The following is a 14,737-nucleotide window of genomic DNA, read 5'->3' as shown; positions in this document are numbered from 1 at the left end:
GCTGAATGGCACTGGTAGGGATATTGCTGGCAGCCGGGCGGGGTAAGCGGTTCGACCCGTCCGGCGTACAAAACAAATTGCTGCAACCGTTGAAGGACGGCGATGCCGTGGTCGCCGCCAGCGCCAGGAATATGCTGGCGGTGCTGCCGCGCGTCATTGCCGTGGTCCGCTCCGGCGACGACCAGGTGGCGGCGCTGCTGGGCAAGCTGGGATGTGAAGTGCGGGTCTGCGCGGATGCCGATCTGGGCATCGCCGCCTCGCTGACGACGGCGGTCGACTACACCAAAGGTGCGGAGGGCTGGCTGGTTGGCCTGGGCGACATGCCCCATGTGCAGCCGGAGACCATGCGCTCCCTGGCCGCGACGATCGAACGGGGCGCGCGCATCGCGGCGCCCGTTTTTGAAGGGCGACGCGGCAATCCGGTCGCCTTCAGCAGTTATCATTTGCCGTTGCTGCTGGCGCTGGAAGGCGACCAGGGTGCGCGCGACATATTAAAAAGCCATGCGGTGAGCGAGCTGATAGTCGACGATGTCGGCGTGGTGCGCGATATCGATACGCCGGGCGATTTGTAAAACAAGGATAGAGATGAAGAAATCGAACAAGAACAATCCGGCGATCGCCTACAGCATCGTCGGACACGATTTGGCCGCCCACCTGTTCCACGTCACACTGACGGTGGACGCGCCGGCCGAAGGCGGCCAGGTGTTCGCGCTGCCGGCCTGGATACCGGGCAGTTACATGATCCGTGAGTTTTCGCGCAATATTGTGCGCATCCGCGCCGAGTCGGACGGCCAGCCGGTGGCGCTGGCCAAGCTGGATAAACACTCGTGGCAGGCCGCCCCGCTGAAGGACCACGCGGCATCGCTGACGGTGCATTACGAAGTCTATGCCTGGGATATGTCGGTGCGCGCCGCGCATCTGGACCAGAATCACGCCTTCTACAACGGCACCAGCGTGTTCCTGCGCGTGCTGGGGCAGGAAGACCAGCCGCACGTGGTGGACATCCAGCGGCCGGACGACGAAGCGGCCAAGACCTGGCGCGTGGCGACCTCGCTGCCGGAGCTGAAAGCGAAACGTTATGGTTTTGGCACCTACATCGCGTCCAACTACGACGAGTTGATTGACCACCCGGTGGAGCAGGGCGACTTCGCGCTGGCCACCTTCAAGGCGCATGGCATCCCGCACGACATCGTCATCAGCGGCCGGGTGCCCAACCTGGACCTGCCACGCCTGAGCGCCGACCTGAAAAAGATCTGTGAAACCCAGATCGCCTTCTTCGAACCGAAGGCCAAAAAAGCGCCGATGGACCGCTACGTGTTCATGACGCTGGCCGTCGGCGACGGTTACGGCGGCCTGGAACACCGCGCCTCGACGGCATTGATCTGCGCCCGCGCCGACCTGCCGAGTACGGCGGCGGCCAGTAAAGATATCAGCGACGGTTATCTGCAATACCTCGGCCTGTGCAGCCATGAATATTTCCACACGTGGAATGTGAAGCGCATCAAGCCGGCGGCATTCGCGCCGTATAACCTGCAAGTCGAGAATTATTCGCCGTTGCTGTGGTTGTTTGAAGGCTTTACCAGTTACTACGACGATTTGATGCTGGTACGTGCCGGGGTGATCGCCGAACCGGCTTATTTCAAATTACTGGGTAAAACCATAGGCAGCGTATTGCGCGGCAGTGGCCGTACCAAGCAAAGCGTGGCAGATTCCAGTTTCGACGCCTGGGGTAAATATTATCGCCAGGATGAAAATGCGCCGAATTCGATCATCAGCTATTACACCAAGGGTTCTTTGATCGCTTTGGCTTTGGATTTGAGCATACGCGCTAAAACCGGCGGTAAAAAATCGCTGGATGATGTGATGCGCGCATTATGGCAACGCTATGGCCGCGATTTTTATCAGGGCGGCGGACGCGGAGTTACTCCGGTCGAAGTGGAAGCATTATTCGATGAAATCAGCGGCGGACGATTCAAGCCGTTCTTCGATAAATATATCCGTGGTACCGAGGATTTGCCACTGGCTAAAATGCTGGCACCATTCGGCGTTAAATATGGCGATGAGCGTAAATCGACCAAGCCGGGCCTGGATGTTAATCTCGGCAAGGACGGTAATGATTGCAAACTGTCCAGCGTGCATGAGAACGGCGCCGCGCACCAGGCTGGATTGTCGGCCGGCGATATATTGATGGCGGTAGATGGATTGCGTGTCACGGCTACCAATCTGGAAACGCTGCTTTCGCGTTACGGCGTTGGTTCGGAAATAGAGGTGCACGCATTCCGCCGCGACGAGTTGATGACATTCACCGCGACATTACAAGGCGACCGGGTTCCCGGCATTAGCCTGTCGCTGGACCCGGCCGGCAAGAAGTCCGCAGGCCCGTTGCGCCCCAGCGCGGCGCGTTAATTCCTGAGTCCGGGGTGAGTCCCCGGATTTTTTTGCCCTGTCCATGCCAGATTTTGGCATGTACTAACCAGATTCCGGCATGTATTGAGGCGCTGCGGTGTTGGCGGCGGTTTAAATTTACGCGCTGCTCTTGTTCTGGTTTAGAATTTGGCTGAGTTTTCTGCCAGAGGATAGACCCGCAAGTGATACTGCTTGATCCCACCACGATTATCCTGATGTCGACGCTGATGGCCGGCGCGATGAGTGTTGTCCTCTATACAGCCCATTTGAGTTTCCCCACGGAGATTAAAGGGCTGAATTATTGGGCGGCGGGATTGATATCGCTGGCATGTGGAGCAGGCTTGTTTAGCCTGAGATATAGCGCGCTGGGTGAAACCTTTGCCCTGCTCAGCGCCAATTCCACCCTGATCTGGGGCGTGGGTTTCGGAATGATCGGCACGCAGATATTTTATGGCCGGGCGCCGACGTGGTGGTTATTCCACCTGATTTGGGCGCTGACTATGTTGGGTGTCGGCTATTGGTTAATTATTCAGCCGCATTTCGCCGCCCGTGTCGCCGTATTCTCTTTCCTGATTTCCACTTTTTATATAAACCAGGTGGTAACGGTATGGCGTTATGGCGAACGCCATTTTTCCACTAAATTCTTCGGGGTATTACTGTTGTTGCAGGCGCTGGTGGTATTAACGCGCGGCTTGCTGGCGGTATTATATGGCGGCGCCCAGGTGAATTTAATGAGCATGGGGCCGTTCCAGAGTCTTTACCTGGCTGCCGGCCATTTCATGGTCTTGCTGCTGGCGGTAAGTTTTAAGGCGGTTGCCACCCGCCGCTTGCAAACTATCTTGGAACGCCGCTCCACACTCGATCCGCTGACCCAGGTATTAAACCGCCGTGGTTTCGCCGATATTTATGCCAAAGAGCATGCGTTGATGCGGCGTGAATCCACCGCCATGACCATGCTCAGCATCGACCTGGATTATTTTAAGAAGATTAACGACTGCCACGGCCACGCCACCGGCGACCGGGTTTTAATCGACGTGGCGGCCGTGATCGGCAAAGCGCTGCGGGTATCGGATCACGTGGCGCGATTCGGTGGAGAAGAGTTTATTGTCTTGCTTCCAGTTACCGGGCTGGACCGGGCGCACCATATCGCGGAGCGCATCCTGAGCGCCGTGCGTGACCCCGGTCGACCAGGGTTGCCGGCTTACACCGTCAGCATTGGCATTGCTTGCCAGGCAAGTGCCGACGAGGATCTGGACGCCATTCTGATGCGGGCGGATGAGGCGCTTTATCGCGCCAAGGAACGTGGACGCGACCGTATCGAGATCGCGTCCGGGCCGGTGCCGCCGTTGCAGGCGGTGCTGGCCTAGTTGAACAGGCGCGCCAGTTCGGCGCCTGGATCGGCCGCGCGCATGAAGGCTTCGCCGACCAGGAAGGCGTGGACATTGGCTTCGCGCATGCGTTTGACGTCGTCCGGCACCATGATGCCGGATTCGGTGATCACCAGTTTTTCCTCCGGAATGCGGTCCAGCAGGACCAGCGTGTTCTCCAGCGAGACCTCGAAAGTCCGCAAATTGCGGTTATTGATGCCCAGCAGCGCGGTTTTCAGGCGCAGCGCGGCGGTCAGTTCGTCGCCGTCGTGGGTTTCCACCAGCACGCCCATGCCCAGTTCGTGGGCGCAGGCTTCCATTTCCGCCATCAGGCCGTGATCCAGCGCCGAGACGATCAGCAGGATCGCGTCGGCGCCCATCGCGCGCGCTTCGTAGATCTGGTACATGTCGATCATGAAATCTTTACGCAGCACCGGCAGCGTGCAGGCGGCGCGCGCCTGCTGCAAATACGCCACCGAACCCTGGAAGAACTGCTCGTCCGTCAGCACCGACAGGCAGGCGGAGCCGTTGGCCTCATAGCTGGCGGCGATGTCGGCGGGGCGGAAGTCGGCGCGCAGCACGCCTTTCGACGGCGAGGCCTTTTTCACTTCGGTGATCACGCCGGCGTGGCCGGCGGCGATCTTGCCGCGCAGGCTGGCTTCGAAGCCGCGCAGGCCGGCGCGCAGTTCGGCGTTGCTTTCCACGTCGGCGCGCAGGCTGGCCAGGTCGCGGTATTTTTTGGCGGCGGCGACTTCGTCGGCTTTGACTGCGAGGATTTTGTTCAGGATGTCGGACATGATAAGCCTAAGATGAATGTTGTTCGGCCAGCGCCAGGCGCAGGCCGAGTGCCAGGAACAGGCCGCCCGTCACGCGGTTCAGCCACAGCGCCACCAGCGGCTTGACCTTCAGGCGCGCGCTGGCAAAGGCGGTGAAGACGGCCAGGCCGTTACACCACAACATACCGTTGAAATTGAAAATGCAGCCCAGGACGATGAAGGCCAGCGGCTTGCTGGTGGAATCGACCGAAATAAACTGCGGCACGAACGCCAGGAAGAACAAGGCCACCTTCGGATTCAGCACATTGGTCAGGAAGCCCTGGAAGAAGATTTTGCGATACTCCAGCGGTTGGGCCGCGGCGCGCGCAGCCGTTTCGGCGGCCGCCGCGTCATCGGCTTGCGCCCGCAGCTTCGCGCGCAGCATGCCGATGCCGACGTAGACGATGTAGGCAGCACCGACCCACTTGACGACCGTGAACGCGGCGGCGGACGTCGCCAGCAGCGCCGACAAGCCCAGCGCCGCAGCGAAGATGTGGATCATGGTGCCGGCGCCTATGCCCAACGCGGCGGCCGAACCGGCGCGCCAGCCCTGGGTGGCGCTGCGCGTCATGATCAGCAGCGTATCGGGACCGGGCATGATATTCAGCAGCAGCCCGGAGATTACAAACAAGGTCAGATCGTGGATGCCGAACATGCTGGCCTCCCTTAATTGGTTTTGCCGAGGCTTTGCGTGACCTCGACGAACTGCTCGACCTTGCGCATCGCATCGCCGGAGGTGATGGCCACGCGCGCGCGCGCCAGGCCGTCCTCGATCGAGCTGGCCACGCCGGCCGCGTACAGCGCGGTGCCGGCGTTGAGCGCGACGATGTCGTAGGGCGCGCCGGGTTCTCCGCGCAGCGCTTCCATCATCTTGGCTTTCGATTCCGCCGCATCGGCCACCTTCAGGTTGCGGCTGGCGATCATCTGCAGGCCGAAGTCTTCGGGATGGATTTCGTATTCGCGGATCTCGCCGTTCACCAGTTCGCCGACCATGGTGCCGGCGCCGAGCGAGACTTCATCCATATTGTCGCGGCCATAGACCACGATGGCATGCTGCGCGCCTAGGCGTTGCAGCACGCGCACCTGGATACCCACCAAGTCGCCGTGGAACACGCCCATCAGAATATTCGGCGCGCCGGCCGGATTGGTCAGCGGTCCCAGGATGTTGAAGATGGTGCGCACGCCGAGTTCTTTGCGCACCGGCGCCGCATGCTTCATCGCCGCGTGGTGGTTAGGCGCGAACATGAAGCCGATGCCGGTCTGCGCGATCGATTGCGCGATCTGCTCCGGCTTCAGGTTGATGTTGGCGCCCAGCGATTCGATCACGTCGGCACTGCCGGACGACGATGACACGCTGCGGCCGCCATGCTTGGCCACGCGCGCGCCGGCGGCGGCGGCGACAAACATCGAAGCGGTGGAGATGTTGAAGGTATGCGCGCCGTCGCCGCCGGTGCCGACGATGTCGAGCAGGCCGGTGGTGTCGGCCATCGGCACCTTGGTGGAGAACTCGCGCATTACTTGCGCAGCGGCGGCGATTTCGCCGATGGTTTCTTTTTTCACGCGCAGGCCCATGGTCAGGGCGGCGATCATGGTCGGCGACATTTCGCCGGACATGATCTGGCGGAACAGGTGCAGCATCTCGTCGTGGAAGATCTCGCGGTGTTCGATGCAGCGCAGCAGTGCTTCTTGATGGGTGATAGGCATGGCAATTCCTTCTTCAATTTGGACGCGGATCGCTGCTAAAGGAGGCGCGCGCAGGGCGCACCGGTGTCTTTAGCGGACCAGGAAGTTCTTCAACAGTGCGTGACCGTGCTCAGACAGGATGGACTCGGGGTGGAACTGCACGCCCTCGATGTCGTATTCCTTGTGGCGCACGCCCATGATTTCACCGTCGTCCGTCCATGCCGTCACTTCCAGGCAGGACGGCAGCGAGCTGCGCTCGATAGCCAACGAGTGATAACGGATCACTGTGAAGGGGGAGGGCAGATCCTTGAAGACGCCCACGCCCGTATGCGCGATTAAAGAAGTTTTGCCATGCATGACCTGCTTGGCGCGTATGACCTTGCCGCCGAACGCTTCGCCGATGGCCTGGTGGCCAAGGCACACGCCCAGTATCGGCTTCTTGCCGGCGAAGTGCTTGAGCACTTCGATCGAGATACCGGCTTGCGACGGATCTTTCGGACCTGGCGATATGCAGATGTGGTCCGGGTTCAGTGCTTCGATTTCCGCAATCGTGATTTCATCGTTGCGGTACACGCGTACATCCTCACCCAGTTCGCCGAAGTACTGCACGATGTTGTAGGTGAAGGAGTCGTAGTTGTCGATCATTAGCAGCATCTCAGAACTCCCCATCCAGGCCATCTTGCACTTGTTCAGCGGCGCGCAGCACGGCGCGCGCCTTGTTTTCAGTTTCCTGCCATTCCATCTCCGGTATCGAGTCGGCGACGATGCCGGCCGCGGCCTGCACGTACAGCATGCCGTCCTTGATCACGCCGGTGCGGATCGCGATCGCCACGTCCATCTCGCCGCCGAAGGACAGGTAGCCGCAGGCGCCGCCGTAGATGCCGCGTTTGGAGATTTCCAGTTCGTCGATGACTTCCATCGCGCGTACTTTCGGCGCGCCGGTCAGCGTGCCGGCCGGGAAGGTGGCGCGCAGCACGTCCAGGTTGGACAGGCCGGATTTCAGCTTGCCCTCGACGTTGGAGACGATGTGCTGCACATGCGAGTATTTTTCGATGACCAGGCGGTCGGTGACCTTGACGCTGCCGATCTCGGAGATGCGGCCCAGGTCATTGCGCGCCAGGTCGATCAGCATCACGTGTTCGGCGATCTCTTTCGGATCGGCCAGTAGTTCCTTGGCCAGTTCTGCGTCGCGCTCCGGCGTGGCGCCGCGCGGGCGGGTGCCGGCGATAGGGCGCAGCGTGACTTTCTTCTCGCCGTCCGGCAGCGTCTCGTTGCGGACCAAAATCTCCGGCGAGGCGCCGACGATCTGCGTGTCGCCGAAATTGTAGAAGTACATATACGGCGACGGGTTCAGCGAACGCAGCGCGCGGTACAGCGTCAGCGGCGAATCGACGTAAGGCTTGCGCAGGCGCTGGCCGATCTGCACCTGCATCAAGTCGCCGGCCATCACGTATTCGTGGGCCTTGGCGACGGCCTTCAGGTATTCCTCTTTCGGGAAGTCGCGCGTGATGTCGGTGCGTACCGAGGCGCTGGTCACCGGCGCGTCGACGCCGCGGCGCAGCATCATGCGCAGGTCTTTCAGGCGCTGGCGCGCTTTGGAATACGATTCCGGCTGCGTGGTGTCGGCGTAGACGATCAGATACAGCTTGCCGCTCAGGTTATCGATGACGGCCAGTTCTTCGGTCACCATCAGCTGGATGTCGGGCAGGCCCAGGTCATCCTTGGGCTGGGTGTTGGCCAGCGTTTTTTCGATGTGGCGCACGGTGTCGTAGCCGAAGTAGCCGGCCAGGCCGCCGCAGAAGCGCGGCATGCCGGGACGCAGCGCGACCTTGAAGCGCTTCTGGTAAGCCTCGATGAAGTCGAGCGGATTGCCTTCGTGGGTCTCGATCACGGCGCCGTTCTTGACGATCTCGGTGCGCGTGCCGAAGTTGCGCAGCACGGTCGTCGCCGGCAGGCCGATGAAGGAGAAGCGGCCGAAACGTTCGCCGCCCACCACCGATTCAAGCAGGAAGGTGTTCTTGCCACCGTTCTGGGTCTGGGCCAGTTTCAGGTACAGCGTGAGCGGGGTTTCGAGATCGGCAAAGGCTTCAGCGATCAGTGGAACGCGGTTGTAGCCGTCGGTGGCCAACGATTTGAATTCGAATTCGGTCATGTCTTCTCTCCATGCCGCCAAGGCTGTGGGTGTGGGTTTGGCGGTGAGTTGTCAAAAAACCTGTCGGGTGCGCGCGCACCGACGACAGCAATCAGTTTGGCTGAGTTTGCCAGGATTGCCAGCGTCGCCAAAGCCAGGCCTCAATCGAGCCGGTTTGGTTGACATTGTGTTTTTTGGAGAGAGACATTTTGGGCAGGTTAGTTCAGCTAAGGGTTAGTTTTGCGAACGAATCAGGCTAGACGCTTCTAGCAATGTGGCTACTATACCATCGGAATCGGTTTTGTGTATAGCCTCTCCGTGATTGTAACCATAAGGCACTGTCAGCACCGGGCAACCCGCTGCCCGCGCGGCTTGCGCGTCGTTCGAGGAGTCGCCGATGGCCACCACCTGCGCCGGCGCCAGGCCGAAATCGGCGCACACCGTTTGCAGCGGCAGCGGATCGGGCTTCTTGCGCGGCAGCGAATCGCCGCCGTAGACCACCTCGAAGAAACCGTCCAGGCCTTTGAGCTTGAGCAGCGGCGTGGTGAAGGAAATTGGCTTGTTGGTTACACAGGCCAGGCGCAGGCCCTGCGCTTTCATCGCCGTCAGGCCTTCGATCACGTCCGGATACAGGGCGCTGTAATTGCCGTTGATGCTCAGGTAGTGGCGCTGGTAGGCGTCCATCGCGGCCTCGAAATGCGCTTCCACGCGGGCTGCGTCCCAGTCCAGCCCCAGCACGGAGCGGACCAGGTTTTCTGAGCCCTTACCGACCATCAGCGCGATCTGCTCTTGCGAGATCGGTTGCAGGTCCAGTTCCGCGCGCATGCCGTTGAGGGCGACGTGGAAGTCGGGAATCGTATCCAGCATGGTGCCGTCGAGATCGATGATTGCGGCGCGTACGCCTGCCAGCACGCTCATATTTACACCGTCGCCAGTTGGGCGCGCATGGCGTCGATGACGGCCTTGTAGTCCGGCTTGCCGAAGATGGCGGAGCCGGCCACGAAGGTGTCCGCGCCTGCCGCCGCGGCGGCGGCGATGTTGTCGATCTTGATGCCGCCGTCCACTTCCAGCAGGATGTCGCGGCCGGATTCGTTGATCAGGCGGCGCGCTTCGGCGATCTTCTTCAGCGCCTGCGGGATGAAGGACTGGCCGCCGAAGCCTGGATTGACCGACATAATCAGGATCATGTCGATCTTGTCCATCACGTGTTCCAGGTAGCTCAGCGGCGTGCCCGGGTTGAACACCAGGCCGGCCTTGCAGCCGTGGTCGCGGATCAGTTGCAGTGAACGGTCGATGTGGTCCGACGCTTCCGGGTGGAAGGTGATGATGTTGGCGCCAGCCTTGGCGAAGTCCGGGATGATGCGGTCGACCGGCTTGACCATCAGGTGCACGTCGATCGGCACTTGCACGTGCGGGCGGATCGCTTCGCACACCAGCGGGCCGATGGTCAGGTTGGGAACGTAATGGTTGTCCATCACGTCAAAGTGAATGATGTCTGCACCGGCGGTGACGACGTTGCGGACCTCTTCACCCAGGCGGGCGAAATCGGCGGACAGAATGCTGGGAGCGATGCGGAAAGTGGTCATGGCTGTGGGCTGGCAAGAAAAAGATGCGCTATTTTACGCTGCCCGGCGCGACTGTACCGGTTTTGCGGTGGTTTTCAGCCGCGCCGTCCTTGCATGCGGGGCGGATTTGCGGTGCAATGAGGGTCTGACGATATACAATCGCCAATTTTGCATAGAGCGATTACGCTTTTACCAAGCTTTAAGGAATCTCGATGGCCACTTACGAATTTACTGTGTCGGTCAGAACTCAGTACCTGCCGGATCAGTCGGACCCGGAACGCACCAACTTTGTGTTTACCTATTCAATCACGATCAAGAACACCGGCACGGTGGCGGCGCAGCTGATCTCGCGCCACTGGGTGATCACCGACGCCAACAATCATGTGGAAGAAGTGCGCGGACTGGGCGTGGTCGGCCATCAGCCGCTGCTGCAACCCGGCGAGCATTTCGAATACACCAGCGGCACGGCGATGCAAACCCAGCAGGGCTCGATGGTCGGGGAGTACTTCTGCGTGGCCGAGGACGGCCACCAGTTCGAAACCAAGATCCCGGAGTTCGTGCTGTCGCTGCCGCGCACGCTGCATTGATTACTCTTGTTCGTTTTCCTTGGCCGGCGGGGGCAGCTTCTTAGCTTTGCCCTTGCCTTGGTACATGGTCCACCAGACGATGAACACCAACAGGAAAAACGCCACGCATGCTTCTATCATCAATACCCACATAGCCATCCTTATGTCATTAACACGCCGTAGTCTACTCGTTCCGCTGACCGTCGTCGCGGTTTCGCTGGCCGCCTGCACCACCACGCCGCTGCCACCCGATAAAACGCCGGCGCCGACCGTGACGCCGCCGGCGCCGGTGGTGCCGCCGGTTCCGCCGACGCCAACGCCGACACCGGTCCCGCCCAAGCCGACCGCGCTGCAAATGGTGCCGACCACCTTCGCGTCGCTGCCGGGCTGGGACAAGGATGATGTGCGCGCGGCCTGGCCGGCGTTCATGTCCTCGTGCTCGGTGCTGGTCAAGCAGCCGAGCTGGAAGGAGTCGTGCAGTATCGCGCGAACCGTCAACAGCAGCGACGAGCAGGCGATCCGTACCTTCTTCGAGGCCTTCATGGAGCCGAACCAGGTGATCGCGCCGGACGGCGCCACCGACGGCCTGGTCACCGGCTACTACGAGCCGCTGCTGCGCGGCGCGCGCAAAAAGGGCGGTCCGTATCAGACCCCTCTCTATAAGGTGCCGGACGATATGCTCACCGTCGATCTGGCCAGCGTGTATCCGGAGCTGAAGGGCATGCGCCTGCGCGGCAAGCTGGTTGGCAAGAAAGTGGTGCCGTATGCTACCCGCGCCGATATCGAGAAGGCCGATTTCGGCGGCAAGGAACTGCTGTGGGTGGATGATCCGGTGGAGTCCTTCTTCCTGCAAGTGCAGGGGTCGGGCCGCGTGCAGCTGACCGACAGCCAGGAAACCGTGCGCGTGGCGTATGCGGACCAGAACGGCCATCCTTATAAGTCGATCGGCAAATACCTGGTGGAGAAGGGCGAGCTGACGCTGGAGCAGGCATCGGCGCAGGGCATCAAGGCGTGGATCGCCGGCCACCCGACTCGCATGCAGGAGCTGTTCAATGTGAATCCGAGCTATGTGTTCTTCAAGGAGGAGCGGCTGCCGGATCCGAAGGTGGGGCCGAAGGGCGCGCTGGGCGTGCCGTTGACGCCGTCGCGGTCGGTGGCGATCGACGCGTCGCAGCTGCCGCTGGGCGCGCCGGTGTTCCTGTCGACCACGATGCCGAACAGCGACATCCCCTTGCAGCGCCTGGTCATGGCGCAGGATACCGGCGGCGCGATCCGTGGCGCGATCCGCGTCGACTACTTCTTCGGCTTCGGCACCGAGGCTTCGGAGAACGCCGGCCGCATGAAGCAGCGCGGCAATGTCTGGGTGCTGCTGCCGAAGCAGCCGCTTTAACGCAGCACCATCACGGGCAGCGTGGTATGGGCGAGCACCTTCTGTGTCTCGCTGCCCAAAAACAGCCGGTTCAGGCCGCGCCGTCCATGCGACGCCATCATGATGATGTCGCATTCAAACTTCTTCGCCGCCTCGACGATCTCTTCGTAGGGGCTGGGCGACATCGTGATTACTCCCTCGAACGGAATTTCGGCCGCATGCGCGGCGGCGGCCGCCTTGTCGATATGGTGGCGCGCGGCGTTCTGCATCTGCGTGGCGAACTGGCCGGAGTCGATCACCGCGCCGCTGTCGCCCATGGACGTAAACGGCAACGGCGTGATGACCGTGATGGCGACGATGCGGGCGTGATTGAGTTTGGCAAACTGGACCGCCATCGCGGTCGCTTTGTCCGACAGCTCCGAGCCGTCGGTGGGCAGCAGGATGGACTTGAACATGGCGCACTCCAATGATGGGACACTGAATCCAGCCTAATGATTTAGCCGAATCGGCGGCGCACGTTAGGAGGTGGCCGGCGCCGTCTGATGCTGCGCGTTGCGCATCGCCGAGGACATCGCCATCGCCACCGACAGCGCGATGCCGCCCACCGCCACGCAGGCCATGCCGGTGCGGATGCTGAAGTGCTCGCCGATATAGCCGGCCGTCAGCGCGCCGAGCGGCGCCGTCGCCACCGTCAGGAAGCGCATGGTCGACACCATGCGGCCCAGGTAGGCATCGGGCGTGACCTTCTGGCGCATCGTCATGTAAGGCATAAAGAACAGCATCACGCCGCAATCGAGGAATAGCGACAGGCCGCCGCACACCACCGCGCTGGCGGTCGGGCTGCCGAACAGATTGGCCGGGATCATCGGCATGGCGGCGAACGCGAACGCGGTCAGGCCCAGGCCGATCTGCATGGTGACACCGGCGCCGAAGCGCGTGTTCAGCGGTTTCAGCAACAGGGAGCTCATCAGCACGCCGATACCGCCGACCATCTGGGCCACGCCCAGCATGCCGGCCGTCATGCCCAGCTCGCGCGTGGCGAACAGCACGCTGAGGGCGCTAAAGCCGTAGAACAACATGTGCCAGACGCCCGCTCCCCAGGCCAGCGTGCGCAGCAGCGGCTGGCCCCAGATGAACAGCAGGCCGTCGTGGATGTCGCGCAGCGGGTGCTTGTGGGACGGCGCCGGCTTGGGATCGGTGGCTTTCAGGTTGCGCAGCAGCAGGATGGAGACGACAAAGCCGACGGCGTTGAGCAGCACCGCGAAGGGGGCGGTCAGCCACTGGATCAGGATGCCCGCGATGCCGGGCGCGATCAGCCGCGCGGCCGAATCGGTAGCGGCGAACTTGGATTGCGCGTCGGTCAGGCGGTCGCGCCCGATCAGGTTGGTGAGGAAGATCTGCTCCGCGCCGCCGCCCACCACCGAGCAGGCGCCGCTGATAAAGGAGACCACATACATCCATTCGATGGACAGCAGGCCCAGCCAGTAGGCCAGCGGGATGCTGCCCAGCGTCACGGCCATGACCGCCTTGCTGCCCAGTAGTACCGGCAGTTTGCGGTTGCGGTCGAGGAAAACGCCGGCCGGCAGGGCCAGCAGCGCAAACGGAATCGCCGCCGACGCGCCCAGCATGCCCATCTGCGCCGGCGTCGCGTGCAGCAGCAGGACGGAACACAGCGGCAGGGCCAGCGCACTGATATAGCTGCCGAAGCCGTTGAGGATGGAGCTGGACCAGTAGCGCATGAAGTCGCCGTTGCGCAGCAGGGCGTCGTCGTTGAGCTTGTTGCTCAGCTTGTTGCTCAGGTGGCGGCGTAAGGCGGTAAAAATAGGAGGCTCTTTAAAGCAGGTTGCTATGCATCAATGATACCAGCGCGGGAGTTAGGCGCTACAATCCTTCAGGAATATTTCACTATGAAGGAGACACCTTATGCAATATGAAGATCTGATCGTTGAAGTGCACGACAAAGTTGCCCTGATCCGCCTGAACCGTCCGAAGGCGCTGAATGCGCTGAACGACCGCATGATGAACGAGCTGGGCGATGCCTTATATAAGTTCGACGCCGATCCTGTCATCGGCTGCATCGTGCTGACCGGCAGCGAGAAAGCCTTCGCCGCCGGCGCCGACATCGCCGCCATGGCGGACTACACTTATGTGGATACTTATCGGGACAACTACATTACCCGCAACTGGGAGCACATCCTGCGCATCCGCAAGCCGGTGGTGGGCGCTGTGGCCGGCTACGTGCTGGGCGGCGGCTGCGAGCTGGCGATGATGTGCGATTTCCTGATCGCGGCCGATACCGCCAAGTTCGGCCAGCCGGAAATCAAGGTTGGCGTCACGCCGGGCGCGGGCGGCACGCAGCGCCTGCCGCGCACCATCGGTAAGGCCAAGGCGATGGATATGCTGCTGACCGCGCGCACCATCGACGCGGCGGAAGCTGAGCGCATCGGCCTGGTGTCGCGCGTCGTCCCGGCTGACAAGCTGATCGATGAAGTGCTGACCGCGGCGAAGCAGATCGCATCGATGCCGACTTCGGTCGCGATGATGATCAAGGACTCCGTCAACCGCGCCTTCGAGACCACGCTGACGGAAGGTGTCAATTATGAACGCCGTCTGTTCCAGTCTGCCTTTGGTACGCCTGCGCAGAAAGAAGGCATGCATGCTTTCCTCGAAAAGCGCTTGCCTAACTTCGACGGTCTTTGATATAGTTCGCCTCCCCGCAAAACGGTGCATGCAAATGCAGAGAAGAGCGGGGAGCTGGAAAAGTAGGGGTTGACGAAACGGTCTAAACGCTTCATACTCTTTCTTCTTCGCTGACGGACACAACGCTCCGCAGCA

15 protein-coding genes are annotated in these 14,737 nt (G+C 61.5%); 6 read left to right on the top strand and 9 right to left on the bottom strand.

Features of this window, described 5'->3' with window-relative positions:
- Positions 1–5 precede the first annotated feature (5 nt).
- From V6M89_RS20515 to V6M89_RS20505, 3 genes are all read left to right on the top strand, one after another.
- Positions 6–572 (top strand): nucleotidyltransferase family protein, encoded by a 567-nt coding sequence (locus V6M89_RS20515; RefSeq protein WP_332854907.1) that lies wholly within the window; start codon positions 6–8, stop codon positions 570–572.
- A 13-nt stretch (positions 573–585) separates the two neighbouring features.
- Positions 586–2,406, top strand: coding sequence for a M61 family metallopeptidase (locus V6M89_RS20510; protein WP_332854906.1), 1,821 nt, complete (start codon positions 586–588; stop codon positions 2,404–2,406).
- 215 nt (positions 2,407–2,621) lie between these two features.
- Positions 2,622–3,773 (top strand): GGDEF domain-containing protein, encoded by a 1,152-nt coding sequence (locus V6M89_RS20505; RefSeq protein WP_332854905.1) that lies wholly within the window; start codon positions 2,622–2,624, stop codon positions 3,771–3,773.
- On the opposite strand, the gene trpC is transcribed toward V6M89_RS20505, so the two are convergent.
- From trpC to rpe, 7 genes are all read right to left on the bottom strand, one after another.
- Positions 3,770–4,570 carry an indole-3-glycerol phosphate synthase TrpC gene (gene trpC, locus V6M89_RS20500; RefSeq protein ID WP_332854904.1) on the bottom strand — a complete coding sequence of 267 codons (801 nt, stop codon included), beginning with the start codon at positions 4,568–4,570 and terminating at the stop codon, positions 3,770–3,772. The genes V6M89_RS20505 and trpC overlap by 4 nt on opposite strands.
- Positions 4,571–4,577: 7 nt before the next feature.
- Positions 4,578–5,243: a LysE family translocator gene (locus V6M89_RS20495; protein WP_332854903.1), complete on the bottom strand. Its 666-nt coding sequence runs from the start codon at positions 5,241–5,243 to the stop codon at positions 4,578–4,580.
- Positions 5,244–5,254: 11 nt separating this feature from the next.
- The gene (trpD, locus tag V6M89_RS20490; RefSeq protein ID WP_332854902.1) at positions 5,255–6,292 is read right to left on the bottom strand and encodes an anthranilate phosphoribosyltransferase; all 1,038 of its coding nucleotides are present in this window, start codon (positions 6,290–6,292) and stop codon (positions 5,255–5,257) included.
- A 69-nt stretch (positions 6,293–6,361) separates the two neighbouring features.
- Positions 6,362–6,925 (bottom strand): anthranilate synthase component II, encoded by a 564-nt coding sequence (locus V6M89_RS20485; protein WP_332854901.1) that lies wholly within the window; start codon positions 6,923–6,925, stop codon positions 6,362–6,364.
- A gap of 1 nt (position 6,926) precedes the next feature.
- A complete protein-coding gene (trpE, locus tag V6M89_RS20480) occupies positions 6,927–8,423 on the bottom strand; it encodes an anthranilate synthase component I (protein WP_332854900.1) in 1,497 nt (498 codons plus the stop codon).
- A 213-nt stretch (positions 8,424–8,636) separates the two neighbouring features.
- A complete protein-coding gene (locus V6M89_RS20475; RefSeq protein WP_332854899.1) occupies positions 8,637–9,320 on the bottom strand; it encodes a phosphoglycolate phosphatase in 684 nt (227 codons plus the stop codon).
- 2 nt (positions 9,321–9,322) lie between these two features.
- Entirely contained in the window at positions 9,323–9,988 is a 666-nt protein-coding gene (gene rpe / locus V6M89_RS20470; protein ID WP_020704684.1) for a ribulose-phosphate 3-epimerase, read from the bottom strand.
- Between the two features lie 191 nt (positions 9,989–10,179).
- Here rpe and apaG point away from each other — a divergent pair, with 191 nt between their 5' ends.
- Both apaG and mltA read left to right on the top strand, forming a co-directional pair.
- Positions 10,180–10,554 carry a Co2+/Mg2+ efflux protein ApaG gene (gene apaG / locus V6M89_RS20465; RefSeq protein WP_116992548.1) on the top strand — a complete coding sequence of 125 codons (375 nt, stop codon included), beginning with the start codon at positions 10,180–10,182 and terminating at the stop codon, positions 10,552–10,554.
- A gap of 142 nt (positions 10,555–10,696) precedes the next feature.
- Positions 10,697–11,923 (top strand): murein transglycosylase A, encoded by a 1,227-nt coding sequence (gene mltA / locus V6M89_RS20460; RefSeq protein WP_332854898.1) that lies wholly within the window; start codon positions 10,697–10,699, stop codon positions 11,921–11,923.
- Here mltA and V6M89_RS20455 read toward each other — a convergent pair.
- The gene (locus V6M89_RS20455; RefSeq protein ID WP_332854897.1) at positions 11,920–12,357 is read right to left on the bottom strand and encodes a universal stress protein; all 438 of its coding nucleotides are present in this window, start codon (positions 12,355–12,357) and stop codon (positions 11,920–11,922) included. The genes mltA and V6M89_RS20455 overlap by 4 nt on opposite strands.
- Positions 12,358–12,420: 63 nt before the next feature.
- The gene (locus V6M89_RS20450; protein ID WP_332854990.1) at positions 12,421–13,659 is read right to left on the bottom strand and encodes an MFS transporter; all 1,239 of its coding nucleotides are present in this window, start codon (positions 13,657–13,659) and stop codon (positions 12,421–12,423) included.
- 166 nt (positions 13,660–13,825) lie between these two features.
- Between V6M89_RS20450 and V6M89_RS20445 the strand changes: the two genes are divergently transcribed.
- A complete protein-coding gene (locus V6M89_RS20445; protein ID WP_332854896.1) occupies positions 13,826–14,602 on the top strand; it encodes an enoyl-CoA hydratase in 777 nt (258 codons plus the stop codon).
- Positions 14,603–14,737: the final 135 nt, after the last annotated feature.

The organism is Duganella sp. S19_KUP01_CR8 (assembly GCF_036688705.1).
Lineage (GTDB): Bacteria > Pseudomonadota > Gammaproteobacteria > Burkholderiales > Burkholderiaceae_D > Rugamonas.
The sequence above is the reverse complement of the archived record's forward strand: the minus strand, read 5'-3'. Positions and strand labels throughout refer to the sequence as shown.